The organism is Pseudomonas sp. A125 (genome assembly GCF_055409485.1).
Window position 1 is genome coordinate 190,782 of record NZ_JBUZVP010000006.1, and the last position, 16,933, is coordinate 207,714.

The following is a 16,933-nucleotide window of genomic DNA, read 5'->3' on the forward strand; positions in this document are numbered from 1 at the left end:
CTCTAGCAAGAGTACCGGCCTCGCGCAGCCTGAGAGCCGCACCCGAGGTGCGGCAAATCGCCCCTTGCGGAGCCCTTTCGCACTGTCGGCAAGGCCTCAAGCGGCGCAAGAAAAATTACCCGACGCCCGACGAACAGCTCCGCACCTGTCTAGGACAAGCGTTTGACGCAGAAATGCCGCTCGCCTCGCAACACCCCGAAATGCTTGATTTGAGTAGGCACAGGCTTTGCTGTTAAATAGGCAGCGTGTCGCCACCGTTATTTTTTGCGGCAGCCGCATAGGCTGATACCCGTGCACGTGCCCAGCGCCTCCCATTGTTCAGAAGCGAACCGTGCCAGTCAGCTCTTCCTTGTGATCCGTCTTAACGTGAGTTAATCAAAATGTTGAAAATCGTCCACCTGCTAACGGGCGCTGCAGCTTTGCTGCTGTCCTTTATCCCCAGCCTGCGATCAGAAACCCTGCCTTACCTGCAACAACCTGACGCTCTCTACCTGACCTTCTTTGGTCTTCTTAACCTGACACTGGCTCCAGTCATTCCTTACTGGAACAAAGGCCCGCGTCATCAACTGCAAAACCTGGTCAGCGCCCTGCTGGTCCTGGCTGTTGTCGTACAAACCCTCACCCTGCTGGCGCCTATGCCTGAAGTGGGTGGCCACCCGGCCGTCCTGCTCAGTTTGGCAATCGCACTGGTTGCCATCGTTCTTCATCTGGCCATCAGTTTTTACCGTTCCTCCCCGGCCGCTGCGTCGCAAAGCTACGACATGACTAACCGGGATACCGGTACCGTCAAGTGGTTCAACACCTCCAAGGGCTTCGGCTTTATTTCCCGGGATTCGGGCGACGATATCTTCGTCCACTTCCGGGCGATTCGCGGCGAAGGCCATCGCGTTCTGGTTGAAGGCCAGCGCGTGGAGTTTTCCGTGATGAACCGTGACAAGGGCCTGCAAGCTGAAGATGTGATCGCCGCGTTGCCGCGTCGCTGATTCCAGCACCCCGAAACAAAAAACCGCGATGCAGCCTGGCTGTATCGCGGTTTTTTTACGCCCGGGGATTCACCCCAATCCTGTTAATAATGAGGCGGCGGTGCTTCTTCCTCGGACGACTCGAACTGGCCGCCCATTTCTTCCTGGCGCTTGAGCAGCGCTGTCATCTGCAATTGCAGGCGCTCGACTGCCCGCTGCTGGGTGACCAGGATGTCATTGAGGGTCTCAATGGTGTCGTCCTGAAAGGCCAGGCGGCTCTCCAGGTCGGTTACACGGTCTTGAAGGTCCATGGTTCAAGCCTCCAGGAACGTGAAGTCAGTCGGCAGGATCTCGCGCAGGCGTGCACGAATCGCCGCCACTTGCTCGTCACTGTAGGGCTTTGCCGGATGCTTGCCCCAGACCGGCGCTGGCCAGGCCGCGTCATCGCGCTTGCGCACAATCACATGCACATGCAGTTGGCTGACCACATTACCCAGGGCGCCAATGTTCATTTTATCGGCGCCAAACCCTTCATTAAGCAGTTGCGCCAGCGCGGTGCTCTCCTGCCACACCCGCTGCTGGTCAGCGACATCCAGTTGAAACACTTCGCTGATACCATCAATACGCGGCACCAGGATGAACCATGGGTAATTCGAGTCATTGCAAAGCAGCAGCCGGCACAGGGGAAAATCCCCGAGGGGCAAGGTGTCTTGTTGAAGACGTGGATCTAAGGCGAACACAGCAGTCACTCCCGTTCGGCGGGTCAGGTTTCAGGCGCCCAGCATACCTGCGAATGCCGGGCGCTTCACGGTGAATGCTCCCGGTCAAATACGCGCCTAAACAGGACGGCACAAAAAAAAGCGCACCATTTCGAGACAGGCCAATATTTCAGCTACGCTAAATGACCAGCGCCCCCACACTCAGTCAAAGTCAGGGCACAGGATATGCCTCAAGACCTTGAACCAGAGGGCTTGCACGCAGAGAGCAGTGGCACGGAGCAAAAATGTGCGCAGGAAGCAACTGCACCAAAATGACCCATTTGAGCGTTAAACGGACCCGCACACTACCCACCGAACGGGGTGAACCGGTAACGTTTTGCTCGGGTGCAGGGGTTACGCTCCTGCACACAGGAGTACAGCAGGCACGCCGAAGCCAAACCAAACGGCGTAAAAAGCCCGTGCTTATGCGGTTTTTACAGCGCGTTGACAATTTTCACGAAAAAATCACATTCAGCCACGCGTTTGTGCACGCTTGTTGCATTCACACTCATATGGTCGACAACAGCACCCGCAGGAAGCCGGTGTTTCGCGACAGAAAACTACAGCGGGTCAATGCTTTTCAGGGAAGTGTTAAAACTTTCAAGGGTGACTTTTCCACCCTGGTTTCAAGGTTTTAAAACAGTATTGAAGTTGTCAGTCCGGTTACATTCGGACTGTAAATTTGCGACATGGACATAGCAATTTACGACAGGCTCGTAAAGAAGCTGAAAGGATAGATGGGCAAGTATCGCCAATATTGTCAGCGTGATATAAGTTTGCGCCGACACAAAAAAGAAAGAGCCGCCCAGACAAAAATATAGGTGGGACGGCAGTACTCTTCCTAAAACCAAAGGAGCAAATCACGATGCGCGTGATGAAGTGGAGCATGATCGCCCTCGCTGTTTCAGCAGGCACCTCGCAGTTCGCAATCGCGTCCTCCCAGGACGATTCCAAGGGCTTTGTTGAAGACAGCACATTCAGCATCAACACTCGCCTCCTGAACTTTAGCCGCGACTTCCGTAACAATGACACCGGCAAGAGCCGCGTCGACGAAACCGGTCTGGGCTTCAACGGCCTGTACCAGTCGGGCTTCACCCAAGGCACCATCGGTGTGGGTGTCGACGTCATCGGTCTGTTGGGCGTCAAACTGGACAGCGGCAAGGGTCGTTCCGGCACTGGCCTGTTTCCAACTGGCTCCGACGGTCGCGCCCAGGATGATTACTCCAAGGGCGGCGGCGCAGTTAAGTTCCGTATCTCCGATACGGTCCTGAAAATCGGCGACCAGTACACCACCGCGCCTGTATTCGCTTCCGATGACAGCCGTCTGCTGCCTGAATTGCCACAGGGTATCTCGCTTGTCAGCAACGAGATCAAAGGCCTGAAACTTGAAGGCGGTCACTTCACTTCGAGCGTGGCACAAGCCCAGACCTACCGCGACAGCCTGGGCCTGACAAAAACCGACTTCATCGGTGGCGTCTATGCCCTCACTCCAGAAGTCAGCGCCAGCCTCTACTACGCGAAGACCGAAGACTACTGGAAGAAAACCTACGCCAACCTGAACTGGACCCATGCGCTCAGCAATGAGCAGTCCCTGGCGGTCGACTTCAACATCTACAGCACCAAAAGTGATGGCGCTGGCCTGCAACGGGCTGAGAAAGACGGCACCACCAAACTGGACAACCGGGCCTATAGCTTGCAAGGCGCGTACACCATCCAGGCTCACACCTTTACCCTGGCCTACCAGAAGGTTAGCGGTGACGGTGACTACGGCTACGGCGTAGACGGCGGCGGCACGATCTTCCTGGCCAACTCCATCGCTCGTTCCGACTTCAACGCTGAAGACGAGAAGTCCTTCCAGGCTCGCTACGACCTGAACATGGCGACTTTCGGCGTACCAGGCCTAAGCTTCATGACTCGCTACGTTAAAGGCACCGGCGCCAACACCGCCGACACCTCAAACGGCAAAGAGTGGGAACGTGACATCGAAGCCAAGTACGTGATCCAGAGCGGCCCGGCTAAAGACCTGAGCCTGCGTGTACGTCAAGCCACTTATCGCTCCAGCGATGGTGTGTACTACGGTTCGGCGTCGATCGACGAACTGCGTCTGATCGCGCAATACCCGCTGAACATCCTGTAATTGACAGTTTGATTACAACGATGACTTAGGGCTTGGCCCTAACTAAAAAGCCGCTCACTTGTTCGCAAGTGAGCGGCTTTTTTATTGCAACTTAATCGCCTTGAACAGATAACTAGCAAGCTAGCTATCTAGTTTGTCCAATGTATCAAACCTGACACATTGGCCAGGTTTAATTCACCCGTTGCAATGTTACTTAGTAGCACTTTCCTGCACGACGCGTATAACCCGCTGTGGAAATGGAATATCAATCCCCGCCGCTTTCAAACGGTCACGTGCCAGTTCATTGAACATGAACATCACATCCCAATAATCCGAAGTCTTGGTCCAGATCCGCAGGGACACCGTAATCGAGCTATCGCCCAAGGTCGAAACCACGGCTGCCGGTGCCGGGTCAGCCAGTACGCGTGGGTCGTTGGCAAGCTCCAGCAGCACTTCACGCGCCTTCTGCAGGTCGGCTTCGTAGTCGACACCTACGTCAAACACCACTTTGCGGGTCGGCTGACGGTTGGTGTTGGTGATGAGGCCGTTGGACAGGCTGCCGTTTGGGATGATCACCGTCTTGTTGTCGCCGGTGCGCAACACGGTGTGAAAGATCTGAATGCTATCGACGGTACCGGAGGTGCCCTGGGCTTCGATCCAGTCACCAATGCGGAACGGACGGAACAACAGAATCAGCACACCACCGGCGAAGTTCGCCAGGCTGCCTTGCAATGCCAGGCCGATGGCCAGGGTGGCGGCACCGATTGCAGCAACGAACGAAGTGGTTGCCACGCCGATCATCGAGGCCACGTTGACCACCAGCATGACTTTGAGCGCAATGTTTGCAAGGCTGGTAATGAAGTGTTGCAGCGCCAGGTCAGCATTACGCAATGCCAGCAAACGCCCCACGCGGTGGGTCAAGACATTGATCAGCCACCAACCGATGGCCAAGGTAACCAGCGCCAGCAAAAATCGGCTGCCATATTCCATGATCATCGGTAACCACGACTCCGAGGTCTTGATCAGGTGATCCACTTCAGCGTTCAAATCCATCTACATTCTCCTGTTTACCGGATGCTCGGCATATTGAGTGGCCATAAATGCAATTGAGCCCCGTAGGGCTCAATGGTCGGCGCAGACTCTGGGGCGTGGGACGTCAAAAACGCCCACAGGTTCCCCAAAGGGCTGTCAGTCGCGGAAGTTGTTGAACTGCAGCGGCATGTCGAAAGTCTTGGCGCGCAGGGCAGCAATGGCCTCTTGCAAGTCATCACGCTTCTTGCCGGTGATACGCACCTGCTCGCCCTGGATCGCGGCCTGGACCCTGAGCTTGGCATCCTTGACGTGAGCGACGATTTTCTTCGCCAGCTCTTTGTCGATGCCCTCTTTGAACACCACTTCCTGTTTCATCAGCTTGCCGGATGCATAGGCGTCCTTGATTTCAAGGCACTGCGCATCGATCTTGCGCTTGACCAGCGACAGCTTGAGGATCTCAATCATCGCTTCAAGCTGGAAGTCGGCTTCTGCGGTCAGGTTGACGGTGAGGTCCTTTTCCTTGAACTCGAAGCTGCCCTTGCCCTTCAAGTCATAACGACGATCCAGCTCCTTGACGGCGTTCTCGACGGCGTTGGTGAGTTCGTGCTTGTCCAGTTCGGATACCACGTCGAACGACGGCATGTAGTTTCTCCAATAAAAAAGGGGCGCGGCTCAGTAGAGATGGAGCACGCCCGGGCTAAAATGCCCGGGCATTATAGCGGTTCTTTCGCCTCGTTCACTGCAGGCAGGCTTACGGAGTAAAAACTGATGTCGACCACCTGGCATGTCCTCGGCGCCGGCAGCCTCGGAACATTGTGGGCCGCGCGCCTGGCCCGCGCGGGGTTACCCGTGCGCCTGATCCTGCGGGACGACGCACGGCTGGCGAGTTACCAGGCGGCCAAGGGGCTGACCCTGGTCGAGCAAGGCACGGCCCATACCTACCCCGTCGTCGGCGAAACATCCGATAGCACAGAGCCGATCCATCGCCTGCTGGTTGCGTGCAAAGCCTACGATGCACAACACGCCGTCGCACAGCTCGAGCACCGCCTGGTGCCGGACGCCGAACTGATCCTGCTGCAAAACGGCCTGGGCAGCCAGGACGCAGTCGCCGCACAACTGCCCCAGGCACGCTGCATTTTCGCCTCCAGCACCGAAGGCGCGTTTCGCGAAAGCGACTGGCGCGTGGTGTTTGCCGGCCACGGCTACACCTGGCTGGGAGATGCGAGCCACCCTACCCCGCCGCTATGGCTGGATGACTTGCAGGCCGCCGGCATTCCCCATGAGTGGAGCACCGACATCCTCACCCGCCTGTGGCGCAAACTGGCCTTGAATTGCGCCATCAACCCGCTGACCGTGCTGTACGAATGCCGCAATGGTGACCTGCAAGCCCATCAATGCGAAGTCGCCACCCTGTGCGCCGAACTCGCCGACCTGCTGCAATGCTGCGGCCAGCCCGCGGCCGCGCAAGACCTGCAAAGCGAAGTGGAACGCGTGATCCAGGCCACCGCGGCCAATTACTCCTCGATGTACCAGGACGTTGCCAGTGCCCGGCGCACCGAAATCAGCTACTTGCTGGGCTACGCCTGCCAGGCGGCCGCCCGCCACCAGTTGACCTTGCCACACCTGCAACAACTCCAGGCGCGCCTGGTACAACGACTGTCTGCACGCGGATTGCCCAGCGACTGAACCACGCGCTACCCTGCCTGCTTGTTCCTTTGCTGCGAAAACTTCGATGCCACTGCGCCAGCGTCTCGAAAATCTACCGGTTGGGCAGAAACTGCTGGCGGCCCTGCTGGTTTTGCTGACCACCGTCTTGCTGGTGGCCAACCTGACCTTTATCAGCGCCGCCTACTGGATCTCCCAGGAAAGCATGGCACCCCAGGCCTTGCAGGCCATCGGCCGGCTGGTCTCCAACCCGTCACTGGCCGCCGAGGCCCTGGACTCACCGCTCAAGGCACAAACCCTGCTGGATGAGCTGACCAGTTACTCGCCGTTGCGGGCGGCGGCCTTGTATGACGGCGAAGGCACGCGCCTGGCCCAGCTGCAACATGCCAATCGCCTGCACCTGCCGGACACTTACCGCGAGATCGAAACCTGGCGCGCCACCGAGTTTCGCAGCAACCAAGTGATCACCATTCCCCGTGCAGGCCAACCGTCCGGGCATTTGTTGCTGGTGGCCAGCAGCGAACTGCCGGTGGCGTTCTACACCGGGACGTTAACCGCCAGCCTGGGCATCCTGATCTTCAGCGTGCTGCTGTGGCTGGTCATTGCCCGGCAGATCAAACGCCTGATTACCCGGCCGATCCATGAACTGGAAGAATTGTCGCGTCAGGTCACACGGGAAGAGAACTACGCCCTGCGCGCCGGTCGCGGCAACCACGACGAAATCGGCAGCCTGGCCGAAGCTTTCAACACCATGCTTTCACGCATCGAAGCCCGCGAGCAGCAACTCAAGCGCGCCCGGGACGACTCTCAGGCGGCCTACGATCAAGCCCAGGGCCTGGCAGAGGAAACCCGCCACACCAACCGCAAGCTGGAGTTGGAAGTCCAGGTGCGCAGCAAGATCGAGAAAAAGCTCACCGGTTTCCAGAACTACCTCAACAGCATCATCGACTCGATGCCCTCGGCATTGATCGCCCTCGACGAACAACTCTACGTCACCCAGTGGAACCAGGAAGCCAGCGCCCTTTCCGGTACCCGCCTGGATGAGGCGTTGAACCAGCCGATCTTCCTCGCCTTCCAGCCACTCAAACCCTTCCTGCCGCAAATCAAGGCCACGGTAGAGCAACACACCGTCGAGCGGATCGAGCGGGTGACCTGGATCAAGGATGACGAGCCCAAGCACTATGCCCTGACCTTCTACCCGTTGATGGGCGGCGCCGGGCGCGGCGTGGTCATCCGGATCGATGACATCACCCAGCGCCTGTCACTGGAAGAAATGATGGTGCAGTCAGAGAAGATGCTCTCGGTCGGTGGCCTGGCTGCCGGCATGGCCCACGAAATCAACAACCCCCTGGGGGCGATCCTGCACAACGTGCAGAACATCCGTCGTCGCCTGTCGCCAGAACTGCCGAAAAACCTTGAGCACGCCGAACAGGTGGGCATTGAACTGGGCACCGTCAACCGCTACCTGCAAAGCCGCGAAGTGCCGCAACTGCTCGACGGCATCCAGCAGGCCGGCGCCCGTGCGGCGAAGATCGTCACCCACATGCTCAGTTTCAGCCGCCTGAGCAACCGCCAGATGGCGCCCTGCGACTTACCCGCGCTGATCGATCAGGCCGTGGAAATCGCCGGCAATGATTTCGACCTCACCGTCGGCTTCGACTTCAAGGGGCAGGCAATCATTCGCCAGTTCGACCCACAGCTGGGCCCGGTGCCCGGTACCGCCAACGAGCTGGAGCAAGTGTTGCTCAACCTGCTGAAAAACGCCGCCCAGGCAATTCACCAGCGTGAAAATGACAGCGAACCGGGGCGCATTATCCTGCGTACCCGGCTCAACCCACCCTGGGCGGAAATCCAGGTGGAAGACAACGGCATCGGCATGAGCGAGAACGTGCGCAAACGCACCTTCGAGCCGTTTTTCACCACCAAGGAAATCGGCCAGGGCACCGGGCTTGGGTTGTCGGTTTCATATTTCATCATCACTAACAACCACAAGGGGCAGATGGAAGTGCACTCCACTCCAGGCCAAGGTACCTGCTTTACCTTGCGCCTGCCTTTGGCCAGCAGCCAAATGCCCCCCAACGAACTGACTCAACTGGAGCGCTAACCATGGGCTTTCGCCTGTCGAAAATTTACACCCGTACCGGCGACAAGGGCGAAACAGGCCTGGGCGATGGTCGTCGCGTGCCCAAGGACCATCCACGGGTGGAGGCGATTGGTGAAGTTGATGCGCTGAACAGCCAACTGGGTTTGTTGTTGGCCGGGCTTGAAGAACAAAGCGGCCAGCACCCCGCCTTGAAAGATGTGATCGAGGTGCTTACCCCTTGCCAGCATCGGCTGTTTGATTTGGGCGGTGAGTTGGCGATGCCGGTGTATAAGGCGCTGAATGCAGCAGAAGTCGACCGCCTGGAAGCGGCGATTGATCGCTGGAACGAAGAGGTCGGGCCGCTGGAGAACTTCATTTTGCCGGGTGGTTCAGCGTTGATTGCCCAGGCTCATGTGTGCCGCAGCCTGGCCCGCAGTGCAGAGCGTCGGTGCCAGCACCTGAATGCGATGGAACCGTTGGAGGGTGTGGGGTTGGCGTATATCAACCGGCTGTCGGACTTGCTGTTTGTGACGGCCAGGGTGATTGCCAGGCGCCAGGGCGTTGCGGAGATATTGTGGCAGGCAGCCGCCAAGCCGCACTAATGCTCACTGACTGATTGAGACCTGTGGCGAGGGAGCTTGCTCCCGCTGGGCTGCGCAGCGGCCCCAAAAAAGCGGGAGCGCTGCGCACTCCAGCGGGAGCAAGCTCCCTCGCCACAACAGCTCCCCTGGCCACTCGCCAAGGCTATGCTTAAACCTCAGGCCAGAACGCCCGAATCCCCGCCACACCTTGAGCACCGGCTTCCCAGGTTTTTTCCTGCTCAAGGGGACCAACCCCACCCAGCAGGTATACCGGCTTGCTGAACCCACTGATCAACTGCTGCGCCTGCTCCCAGCCCAACGGCTGCGCATCTGGATGAGTCTGGGTCGGCTGCACCGGCGACAGCGTGACGAAATCCACGTCCATCAATTGCGCCAAGGCCAATTCCTCAGCATTGTGGCAAGACGCCGCCAACCAGCGATCCTTGGGCAAAGGTCGTCCCTTGCTGGCGTACTTGCGCAGTTGCGCCGAAGTCATGTGCCAACCGGCTGCAGGAAAATCCCCCAGCCATTCAAACGGCCCCTTGAGCATCAACTGAGCCTTGCCCGCGCACAGGCCCACGGCGTCCACCGCCAGGTCGCGGTACTTGGGGTCATAACCGTTGGGGGCGCGCAATTGAACCAGCTTGATGCCGCCAGCGATGGCTTTTTGAATGCCGCGCAACAGGACCGGGGTTTCCAGCTCGCCGGGGGTGATCAGGTATTGCGCCGGCAAACGCGCCGCGGCCACGATCGGCGCATTGGCCGCCGGAAACTCATAGTTCAAAAGGTCTCGCGGTGCCACCCACTCAAGAGGCTGGCCTTCGGCCCCGTGGGGTTCGCCGGTAAACGCCGAGACTTCCCAGACATCCAGCAATACCTGTTTGTCCGGGTAATCATGCTGCACCTTGATCAACGGGCGAGCCGCCCTGACCTGGATGCCCAACTCTTCCTGCAACTCACGGGACAGCGCGGCAGAGACCGACTCATCGGCCTCCACCTTGCCACCGGGGAACTCCCAGAGGCCGCCCTGATGCTGGGTATCGGCGCGGCGCGCCAGCAGAATCCTGCCGTCGACGCCGCGGATGACCGCTGCTGCTACATGAATTCGTTTCACCACACTGTCCTCTAAACGTAAACCCACCTGCTCGCGAAGGTCGTTACCGATAACGCGGGCTCCCCGACTCAACGGGGTGCCCTCTGGTTTTTCGCGAGCAAGCTCGCTCCTACAGTGATACCCGACCTGGCTGCGTATCAGGTGCGGTATTCCGCGTTGATCTTCACGTACTCGTGGGACAGGTCGGTGGTCCAGATGGTTTCGCTGCATTCACCGCGACCCAACTCGATACGGATGGTGATTTCTTCCTGCTGCATCACCGCAGAACCCTGGGCTTCGGTGTACGTCTCGGCACGGGCACCACGGCTGGCAATACACACGTCGCCCAGGAACACGTCGATCTTGCTCACGTCCAGGTTGGGTACACCAGCACGACCAACAGCGGCCAGGATACGGCCCCAGTTCGGGTCGGAGGCAAACAGCGCGGTCTTGATCAGTGGAGAGTGGGCCACGGTGTAGCCCACATCCAGGCATTCCTGGTGATTGCCGCCGCCGTTGACTTCAACGGTCACAAACTTGGTGGCGCCTTCGCCGTCACGCACGATGGCCTGGGCCACGTCCATGCACACCTCGAACACTGCCTGCTTCAAGGCAGCGAACAACGGGCCGTTGGAAGAGGTGATTTCCGGCAGGTCGGCCTGGCCGGTAGCAATCAACATGCAGCAATCGTTGGTCGAGGTATCGCCGTCGATGGTGATGCGGTTGAACGACTTGTTGGCGCCGTCGAGCATCAGGTTTTGCAGCACATCGCGGGACACTTTGGCGTCGGTGGCGATATAGCCAAGCATGGTCGCCATGTTCGGGCGAATCATACCGGCGCCCTTGCTGATGCCGGTGACGGTGACGGTGACGCCCTCGTGCACAAACTGGCGGCTCGCGCCTTTGGGCAGGGTGTCGGTGGTCATGATGCCGGTGGCCGCAGCCGCCCAGTTATCCACCGACAAGTCGTCCAGTGCGGCTTGCAACGCGCCTTCGATCTTCTCTACCGGCAGCGGCTCACCGATCACGCCGGTGGAGTATGGCAGCACTTGGCTGGCATCAACGCCGGTCAGTTGCGCCAGCTTGGCGCAGGTGCGCGCAGCCGCCTCCAAGCCAGGCTCGCCGGTGCCGGCGTTGGCATTGCCGGTGTTGGTCAACAGGTAGCGCACCGGGCCTTCAACGCGCTGCTTGGCCAGGATCACGGGCGCTGCGCAAAACGCGTTCAGGGTGAACACGCCGGCGACGGTCGAGCCTTCGGCACAGCGCATCACCACCACATCCTTGCGCCCCGGGCGTTTGATGCCGGCCGAAGCAATACCAAGTTCAAAACCGGCAACCGGGTGCAACGTGGGCAAAGGACCAAGACCAACAGCCATGAATGCGCTCCTTAAAATAGGTGATGTGTGCTCCGTCGCCATCGACGGTGAACTAATGGCAAAACGCCGCGACGGCTGATGCCGGTCGCGGCGCGGGGTGTTGCACGTCAGGGGAAAATCTTAGTTGATTTCACCGTGGCAGTGTTTGAACTTCTTGCCCGAACCGCACCAGCACAGTTCATTGCGACCCAGCTTCTGGTCGTTGCGCACTGGCGTCTGGGCCAAGGCTACATCGACTTCCTCACCCAGCACTTCCGGCGCTTCAAGGCCTGGGGCCTCGTCATGCTGGAACTGCATGCGCGCAGCCAGTGCCTCGGCTTCCTGGCGCAGGCGAGCTTCTTCCTCGACCGGGTCTTCGCGACGCACCTGAACGTGGGACAGCACGCGAATCGAATCGCGCTTGATCGAATCCAGCAACTCGGAGAACAGCGTGAACGACTCGCGCTTGTACTCCTGCTTCGGGTTCTTCTGGGCGTAGCCACGCAAGTGGATGCCGTGACGCAGGTGGTCCATGGTCGACAGGTGGTCTTTCCACAGATCGTCCAGCACACGCAGTACGATTTGCTTCTCGAAGGTGCGCAGTGCTTCGGCACTCGCCTGCTCTTCTTTCTCGTTGTACGCGGCCAGCAGCTCGGTCATGAGCTTCTCGCGCAGGGTTTCTTCGTACAGATGGTCGTCTTCGTCGAGCCATTGCTGGACCGGCAAGTCGACACCGAAGTCGCTCTTCAACGCCGCTTCCAGGCCGGCAACATCCCACTGCTCAGGCAGGGACTGTGGCGGGATATGCGCGCTGACGGTTGCGTTCAGTACATCCTGGCGGAAGTCGGCAATGGTTTCGCCAATGTTGGTGGCCGCCAGCAACGTGTTACGCATGTGATAAATCACTTTACGCTGTTCGTTGTTGACGTCATCGAACTCGAGCAGTTGCTTACGAATGTCGAAGTTGCGGCCTTCTACCTTGCGCTGGGCCTTCTCGATGGCGTTGGTCACCATGCGGTGCTCAATGGCTTCACCGGACTGCATGCCCAGAGCCTTCATGAAGTTCTTCACCCGATCCGAGGCGAAGATACGCATCAGGCTGTCTTCGAGAGACAGGTAGAAACGGCTGGAACCGGCGTCACCCTGACGACCGGCGCGGCCGCGCAGCTGGTTGTCGATACGGCGCGATTCGTGGCGCTCGGACGCGATCACCTGCAAGCCGCCGGACTCCAGCACTTGCTGGTGACGCTTCTGCCAGTCGGCCTTGATCTGCGCGATCTGCTCAGGCGTCGGGTTGTCGAGGGAGGCGACTTCCACTTCCCAGTTACCGCCCAACAGGATGTCGGTACCACGACCGGCCATGTTGGTGGCGATGGTCAGTGCGCCTGGGCGACCGGCCTGGGCAATGATCTCGGCTTCTTTTTCGTGGAACTTGGCGTTGAGGACCTTGTGCTCGATGCCTTCCTTGTTCAGCAAGCTGGACATGTGCTCGGAAGTTTCGATGGTGGCCGTACCGACCAGCACCGGACGGCCCTGGGTCATGCACTCCTTGATGTCGGCGACGATGGCCGCGTATTTCTCGTCGGCGGTCAGGAACACCAGGTCGTTGAAGTCTTTACGCGCCAGCGGCTTGTTCGGCGGGATAACCATCACCGACAGACCGTAGATCTGGTGGAATTCGAATGCTTCGGTGTCGGCTGTACCGGTCATGCCGGACAGTTTGTTGTACAGGCGGAAGTAGTTCTGGAAGGTGGTCGAGGCCAGGGTCTGGCTTTCTGCCTGGATGTTCAGGACTTCCTTGGCTTCGATCGCCTGATGCAGGCCTTCCGACAAACGGCGACCCGGCATGGTACGCCCGGTGTGTTCGTCGACCAGTACGACCTGGCCGTCCTGCACGATGTATTCGACGTTGCGATGGAACAGCTTGTGCGCGCGCAGGCCGGCGTACACATGGGTCAACAAGCCCAGGTTGTGCGCCGAGTACAGGCTCTCGCCTTCAGCCAGCAGCCCGATCTGGGTCAGCATGTCTTCGACGAACTGGTGACCGGCTTCGTTGAGCTCGACCTGGCGGGTCTTCTCGTCGATGGTGTAATGACCTTCTTTGGTCACCACGCCTTCCACTTCCTCGATGTGTTGCTCAAGGCGCGGGATCAGCTTGTTGATCTCGGTGTACAGGCGCGAGCTGTCCTCGGCTTGGCCGGAAATGATCAACGGGGTACGGGCTTCGTCGATCAGGATGGAGTCGACTTCGTCGATCACGGCAAAATTGAGTTCGCGCTGGAATTTTTCTTCCATGCTGAACGCCATGTTGTCGCGCAGGTAGTCGAAACCGAATTCGTTGTTGGTGCCGTAAGTGATGTCGGCAGCGTAGGCGAGGCGCTTCTCTTCCGGCGGCTGGAACGGCGTGACAACGCCGACGGTCAGGCCGAGGAATTCATAGAGCGGACGCATCCAGTTGGCATCCCGACGGGCCAGGTAGTCGTTCACCGTCACAACGTGCACGCCCTTGCCGGACAGTGCATTGAGGTAAACACCCAGGGTTGCCACCAGGGTCTTGCCTTCACCGGTACGCATTTCGGCAATCATGCCTTCATGCAAGGTCATGCCGCCGATCAACTGAACGTCGAAGTGGCGCATGCCCATGACACGCTTACCGGCTTCGCGGGCGACCGCAAAGGCTTCGGGAAGCAGCTTGTCGAGGGTTTCACCTTTGGCTATGCGGGCCTTGAACTCTTCGGTCTTGGCGCGCAATTGCTCGTCCGAAAGGGCAACCATCTGCTCTTCGAAGGCATTGACCAGCTGCACCGTCTTGAGCATGCGTTTGACTTCGCGCTCATTCTTGCTTCCAAAAAGTTTCTTTAACAAAGGCGCAAACATATCGGCAGGTTCTTCCACACATAGGGATGGAGGGCGCCCCGTGAGTCGCCCGAGCAGCCCTCACGGCCGCATGCGAACGAGCATTCTACCCGGAAACGTGGGTGAGGAAAGTGGCGTTATTCCACGATGCAGGCACGGCGCTCTAAGAGGGCTTGTTTAAAATAAGGGCTTTTTGCTGAACTTCAACCCGTCCGGGCAATAAGTTACCCATTGATTTAATGGATAAACTGCCGGCAATGCAATGGCGGCGGCGACCCAGGCGCTTTCTGCTACCATGGCCCCTCTGTTACTTAAGGTGTCTAGTCATGGCATTTCGCCCTCTTACGGCCCGTGCTCCCGCCGTGTTGCTTCGCGAAGCCAAGCCTTTAAAAGCCATCTTCGGCCATGCGCAACGCCTTGGTCATTTGCAGCGCCTGGTAGAAAGCCAACTGCAACCTGCCGCCCGCGAACACTGTCATGTGGCTTCGTGGCGTGAAGGCAACCTGCTGCTGATCGTCACCGACGGCCATTGGGCGACACGCCTGCGCTATCAGCAAAAGCGCTTGCAGCGCCAATTGATGGCCTTCGATGAGTTCGCCAGCCTGACGCGCATCCAGTTCAAGGTGCAGCCACCCACCGTGCAGCAAGGTGCAGTGGGCCATACCATGGATTTGTCTGAAGTGGCGGCCGAAACCATCCAGGCCACCGCGGACGGGATTACCGACCCAAACTTGCGCGCTGCGCTGGAGCGGCTGGCCGCTCACGCCAAACCTAAAACCTGAGACCCGCTCCCAGATTTGATCCCATCGTTATTTACGCTTGCTGCCGCCCAGCAACGACCCCAGTAATCCGCGCACCAATTGCCGGCCCATCTGATTGGCCGCCTGCTGCATCGCAGATTTCAGCGCTTTGCCTGCCGTAGTGCCAAGGAACGCGCCGGCCTTGTCGGTGAAGCTCGGCTCTTCGGCGGTGGGCGTCGCTGGCGCTTGCGGTCCCAGTTCCTTGCGCGCCATCAATATTTCGTACGCCGACTCCCGATCAACCGGTTTGTCATAGCGCCCAAGCAGCGGCGAACTGGCAATCAACCCCGCCCGTTCGGCTTCACTCAACGGCCCGATCCGCGATTGCGGCGGTGCCACCAGTACGCGCTGGACTACTTCAGGCGTCCCCTTTTCCTGCAAGGTTCCCACCAACGCCTCACCCGTACCCAACTCAGTCAGCACCGCCAGCGCATCAAACGCCGGGTTGGGACGGAAGCCATCGGCCACTGCACGCAGCGACTTCTGCTCTTTAGTGGTGAACGCCCGCAGGCCATGCTGGATACGCAAGCCCAGTTGCGCCAGCACCGTGTCCGGCAAGTCTCCTGGAGACTGGGTGACGAAATACACGCCGACCCCTTTCGAGCGAATCAGCCGAACCACTTGTTCCAGGCGATCCTGCAAAGCCTTTGGAGTATCGGCGAACAACAAATGCGCCTCATCGAAAAACAGCGCCAACAGCGGTTTGTCGGCATCACCGCGCTCGGGCAATTGCTCGAACAGCTCGGCCAACAGCCACAGCAGGAAGGTCGCGTACACCTTCGGCGCCTCATGCACCAGGCGGCTGGCGTCCAATAGATGTATGCGCCCGCGCCCGTCACTGGCCGGCTGCAGGATATCTTCCAGTTGCAGGGCCGGCTCGCCGAACAATGCTTCGGCACCCTGCTGCTCCAGTACCGCCAGGCGCCGCAACAAGGCCTGGCTGGAACCGGTAGTCATCAACGCCGCGTCCTCCCCCAACAACTCCGGGTGGTAGCGCAAATGATTGAGCAGTGCCTTCAGATCCTTGAGGTCCAGCAGCAACAGGCCTTCGCGGTCGGCCACTTTAAAAGCGGCGTAGAGGGCCGATTGCTGGCTGTCGGTGAGTTCCAACAGGCTGCCGAGCAACAGCGGGCCCATTTCACTCATGGTGGTACGCAACGGATGACCAGACTGCCCGTGGATATCCCACAGCGTCACCGGGTAAGCCTTGGGCGTGTAATTAAGGAAAGGCATGCCGGCAATCCGCTCGGCAACCTTGCCCTGAGGGTTGGCCGCCGCGCCCAGGCCACACAGGTCGCCTTTGATGTCGGCGGCGAATACCGCAACGCCGGCATCGCTGAACGCCTCCGCCAGGCGCTGCAAGGTGACGGTTTTGCCAGTACCGGTGGCGCCCGCGATCAGGCCATGGCGGTTGGCCAGGCGCATCGACTGGGCAATCGGCTGGCCTTGAAGATCGGCACCAATAATGAGTTGCGAAGAGTCAGGCATTTTGTCACCCATGGTTAATCTTTAGTGGCGCATGGTCGATACAGTCAAAGCGAGAGACCCAAAAAGTCTTAGAAAAAACGGGCCGGATAATTCCTGCAGGAGCAGATGGAAATATCACACTTTTTTTGACGCAGCCATTTTGCG

The 16,933-nt window shown here is 59.2% G+C and carries 14 protein-coding genes; 6 read left to right on the top strand and 8 right to left on the bottom strand.

Features of this window, described 5'->3' with window-relative positions:
* Positions 1 to 380: 380 nt before the first annotated feature.
* Positions 381 to 983: a cold-shock protein gene (locus ACZRN6_RS10650; RefSeq protein ID WP_003209798.1), complete on the top strand. Its 603-nt coding sequence runs from the start codon at positions 381 to 383 to the stop codon at positions 981 to 983.
* A gap of 83 nt (positions 984 to 1,066) precedes the next feature.
* On the opposite strand, the gene ACZRN6_RS10655 is transcribed toward ACZRN6_RS10650, so the two are convergent.
* Positions 1,067 to 1,273: a SlyX family protein gene (locus tag ACZRN6_RS10655; RefSeq protein ID WP_017847119.1), complete on the bottom strand. Its 207-nt coding sequence runs from the start codon at positions 1,271 to 1,273 to the stop codon at positions 1,067 to 1,069.
* A 3-nt stretch (positions 1,274 to 1,276) separates the two neighbouring features.
* The gene (locus ACZRN6_RS10660) at positions 1,277 to 1,702 is read right to left on the bottom strand and encodes an HIT domain-containing protein (RefSeq protein WP_322143495.1); all 426 of its coding nucleotides are present in this window, start codon (positions 1,700 to 1,702) and stop codon (positions 1,277 to 1,279) included.
* 883 nt (positions 1,703 to 2,585) lie between these two features.
* On the opposite strand from ACZRN6_RS10660, the gene ACZRN6_RS10665 reads away from it, so the two are divergent.
* On the top strand, positions 2,586 to 3,857 hold the full coding sequence (locus tag ACZRN6_RS10665) for an OprD family porin (RefSeq protein ID WP_322143494.1): 1,272 nt from the start codon (positions 2,586 to 2,588) through the stop codon (positions 3,855 to 3,857).
* A 189-nt stretch (positions 3,858 to 4,046) separates the two neighbouring features.
* On the opposite strand, the gene ACZRN6_RS10670 is transcribed toward ACZRN6_RS10665, so the two are convergent.
* Together ACZRN6_RS10670 and ACZRN6_RS10675 are read right to left on the bottom strand one after the other, a co-directional pair.
* On the bottom strand, positions 4,047 to 4,889 hold the full coding sequence (locus ACZRN6_RS10670; protein WP_322143493.1) for a mechanosensitive ion channel family protein: 843 nt from the start codon (positions 4,887 to 4,889) through the stop codon (positions 4,047 to 4,049).
* A gap of 135 nt (positions 4,890 to 5,024) precedes the next feature.
* Positions 5,025 to 5,510 (bottom strand): YajQ family cyclic di-GMP-binding protein, encoded by a 486-nt coding sequence (locus ACZRN6_RS10675; protein ID WP_464007909.1) that lies wholly within the window; start codon positions 5,508 to 5,510, stop codon positions 5,025 to 5,027.
* A gap of 126 nt (positions 5,511 to 5,636) precedes the next feature.
* On the opposite strand from ACZRN6_RS10675, the gene ACZRN6_RS10680 reads away from it, so the two are divergent.
* Genes ACZRN6_RS10680 through ACZRN6_RS10690 form a run of 3 tightly spaced genes read left to right on the top strand, consistent with a single transcriptional unit; the run spans position 5,637 to position 9,218 of the window.
* On the top strand, positions 5,637 to 6,554 hold the full coding sequence (locus ACZRN6_RS10680) for a putative 2-dehydropantoate 2-reductase (RefSeq protein WP_464007910.1): 918 nt from the start codon (positions 5,637 to 5,639) through the stop codon (positions 6,552 to 6,554).
* A gap of 46 nt (positions 6,555 to 6,600) precedes the next feature.
* The gene (locus ACZRN6_RS10685; RefSeq protein WP_322143490.1) at positions 6,601 to 8,637 is read left to right on the top strand and encodes a sensor histidine kinase; all 2,037 of its coding nucleotides are present in this window, start codon (positions 6,601 to 6,603) and stop codon (positions 8,635 to 8,637) included.
* 2 nt (positions 8,638 to 8,639) lie between these two features.
* Positions 8,640 to 9,218 (top strand): cob(I)yrinic acid a,c-diamide adenosyltransferase, encoded by a 579-nt coding sequence (locus ACZRN6_RS10690; RefSeq protein WP_464007911.1) that lies wholly within the window; start codon positions 8,640 to 8,642, stop codon positions 9,216 to 9,218.
* Between the two features lie 148 nt (positions 9,219 to 9,366).
* Here the strand turns inward: ACZRN6_RS10690 and ACZRN6_RS10695 are convergent, their stop codons facing one another.
* The 3 genes from ACZRN6_RS10695 to secA all read right to left on the bottom strand — a co-directional run bounded on the left by ACZRN6_RS10695 (position 9,367) and on the right by secA (position 14,522).
* Complete coding sequence (locus ACZRN6_RS10695) at positions 9,367 to 10,311, bottom strand: Nudix family hydrolase (protein ID WP_464007912.1); 945 nt, start codon at positions 10,309 to 10,311, stop codon at positions 9,367 to 9,369.
* 137 nt (positions 10,312 to 10,448) lie between these two features.
* On the bottom strand, positions 10,449 to 11,666 hold the full coding sequence (argJ, locus tag ACZRN6_RS10700) for a bifunctional glutamate N-acetyltransferase/amino-acid acetyltransferase ArgJ (protein WP_322143487.1): 1,218 nt from the start codon (positions 11,664 to 11,666) through the stop codon (positions 10,449 to 10,451).
* Between the two features lie 120 nt (positions 11,667 to 11,786).
* A complete protein-coding gene (gene secA / locus ACZRN6_RS10705; protein WP_322143486.1) occupies positions 11,787 to 14,522 on the bottom strand; it encodes a preprotein translocase subunit SecA in 2,736 nt (911 codons plus the stop codon).
* Positions 14,523 to 14,827: 305 nt separating this feature from the next.
* Between secA and ACZRN6_RS10710 the strand changes: the two genes are divergently transcribed.
* On the top strand, positions 14,828 to 15,283 hold the full coding sequence (locus tag ACZRN6_RS10710) for a DUF721 domain-containing protein (protein ID WP_322143485.1): 456 nt from the start codon (positions 14,828 to 14,830) through the stop codon (positions 15,281 to 15,283).
* Between the two features lie 27 nt (positions 15,284 to 15,310).
* On the opposite strand, the gene ACZRN6_RS10715 is transcribed toward ACZRN6_RS10710, so the two are convergent.
* Positions 15,311 to 16,789, bottom strand: a complete 1,479-nt coding sequence (locus ACZRN6_RS10715; RefSeq protein ID WP_464007913.1) for a helicase HerA-like domain-containing protein — start codon at positions 16,787 to 16,789, stop codon at positions 15,311 to 15,313.
* Positions 16,790 to 16,933 lie beyond the last annotated feature (144 nt).

Excerpts from the sequence above, each read along its gene's own strand:
- ACZRN6_RS10680 (WP_464007910.1), top strand. The coding sequence starts at position 5,637 with ATGTCGACCACCTGGCATGTCCTCGGCGCCGGCAGCCTCGGAACATTG.
- ACZRN6_RS10655 (WP_017847119.1), bottom strand. The coding sequence starts at position 1,273 with ATGGACCTTCAAGACCGTGTAACCGACCTGGAGAGCCGCCTGGCCTTT.
- secA (WP_322143486.1), bottom strand. The coding sequence starts at position 14,522 with ATGTTTGCGCCTTTGTTAAAGAAACTTTTTGGAAGCAAGAATGAGCGC.
- ACZRN6_RS10690 (WP_464007911.1), top strand. The coding sequence starts at position 8,640 with ATGGGCTTTCGCCTGTCGAAAATTTACACCCGTACCGGCGACAAGGGC.
- ACZRN6_RS10715 (WP_464007913.1), bottom strand. The coding sequence starts at position 16,789 with ATGCCTGACTCTTCGCAACTCATTATTGGTGCCGATCTTCAAGGCCAG.
- ACZRN6_RS10670 (WP_322143493.1), bottom strand. The coding sequence starts at position 4,889 with ATGGATTTGAACGCTGAAGTGGATCACCTGATCAAGACCTCGGAGTCG.
- ACZRN6_RS10710 (WP_322143485.1), top strand. The coding sequence starts at position 14,828 with ATGGCATTTCGCCCTCTTACGGCCCGTGCTCCCGCCGTGTTGCTTCGC.
- ACZRN6_RS10665 (WP_322143494.1), top strand. The coding sequence starts at position 2,586 with ATGCGCGTGATGAAGTGGAGCATGATCGCCCTCGCTGTTTCAGCAGGC.
- ACZRN6_RS10650 (WP_003209798.1), top strand. The coding sequence starts at position 381 with ATGTTGAAAATCGTCCACCTGCTAACGGGCGCTGCAGCTTTGCTGCTG.
- ACZRN6_RS10685 (WP_322143490.1), top strand. The coding sequence starts at position 6,601 with ATGCCACTGCGCCAGCGTCTCGAAAATCTACCGGTTGGGCAGAAACTG.
- argJ (WP_322143487.1), bottom strand. The coding sequence starts at position 11,666 with ATGGCTGTTGGTCTTGGTCCTTTGCCCACGTTGCACCCGGTTGCCGGT.
- ACZRN6_RS10675 (WP_464007909.1), bottom strand. The coding sequence starts at position 5,510 with ATGCCGTCGTTCGACGTGGTATCCGAACTGGACAAGCACGAACTCACC.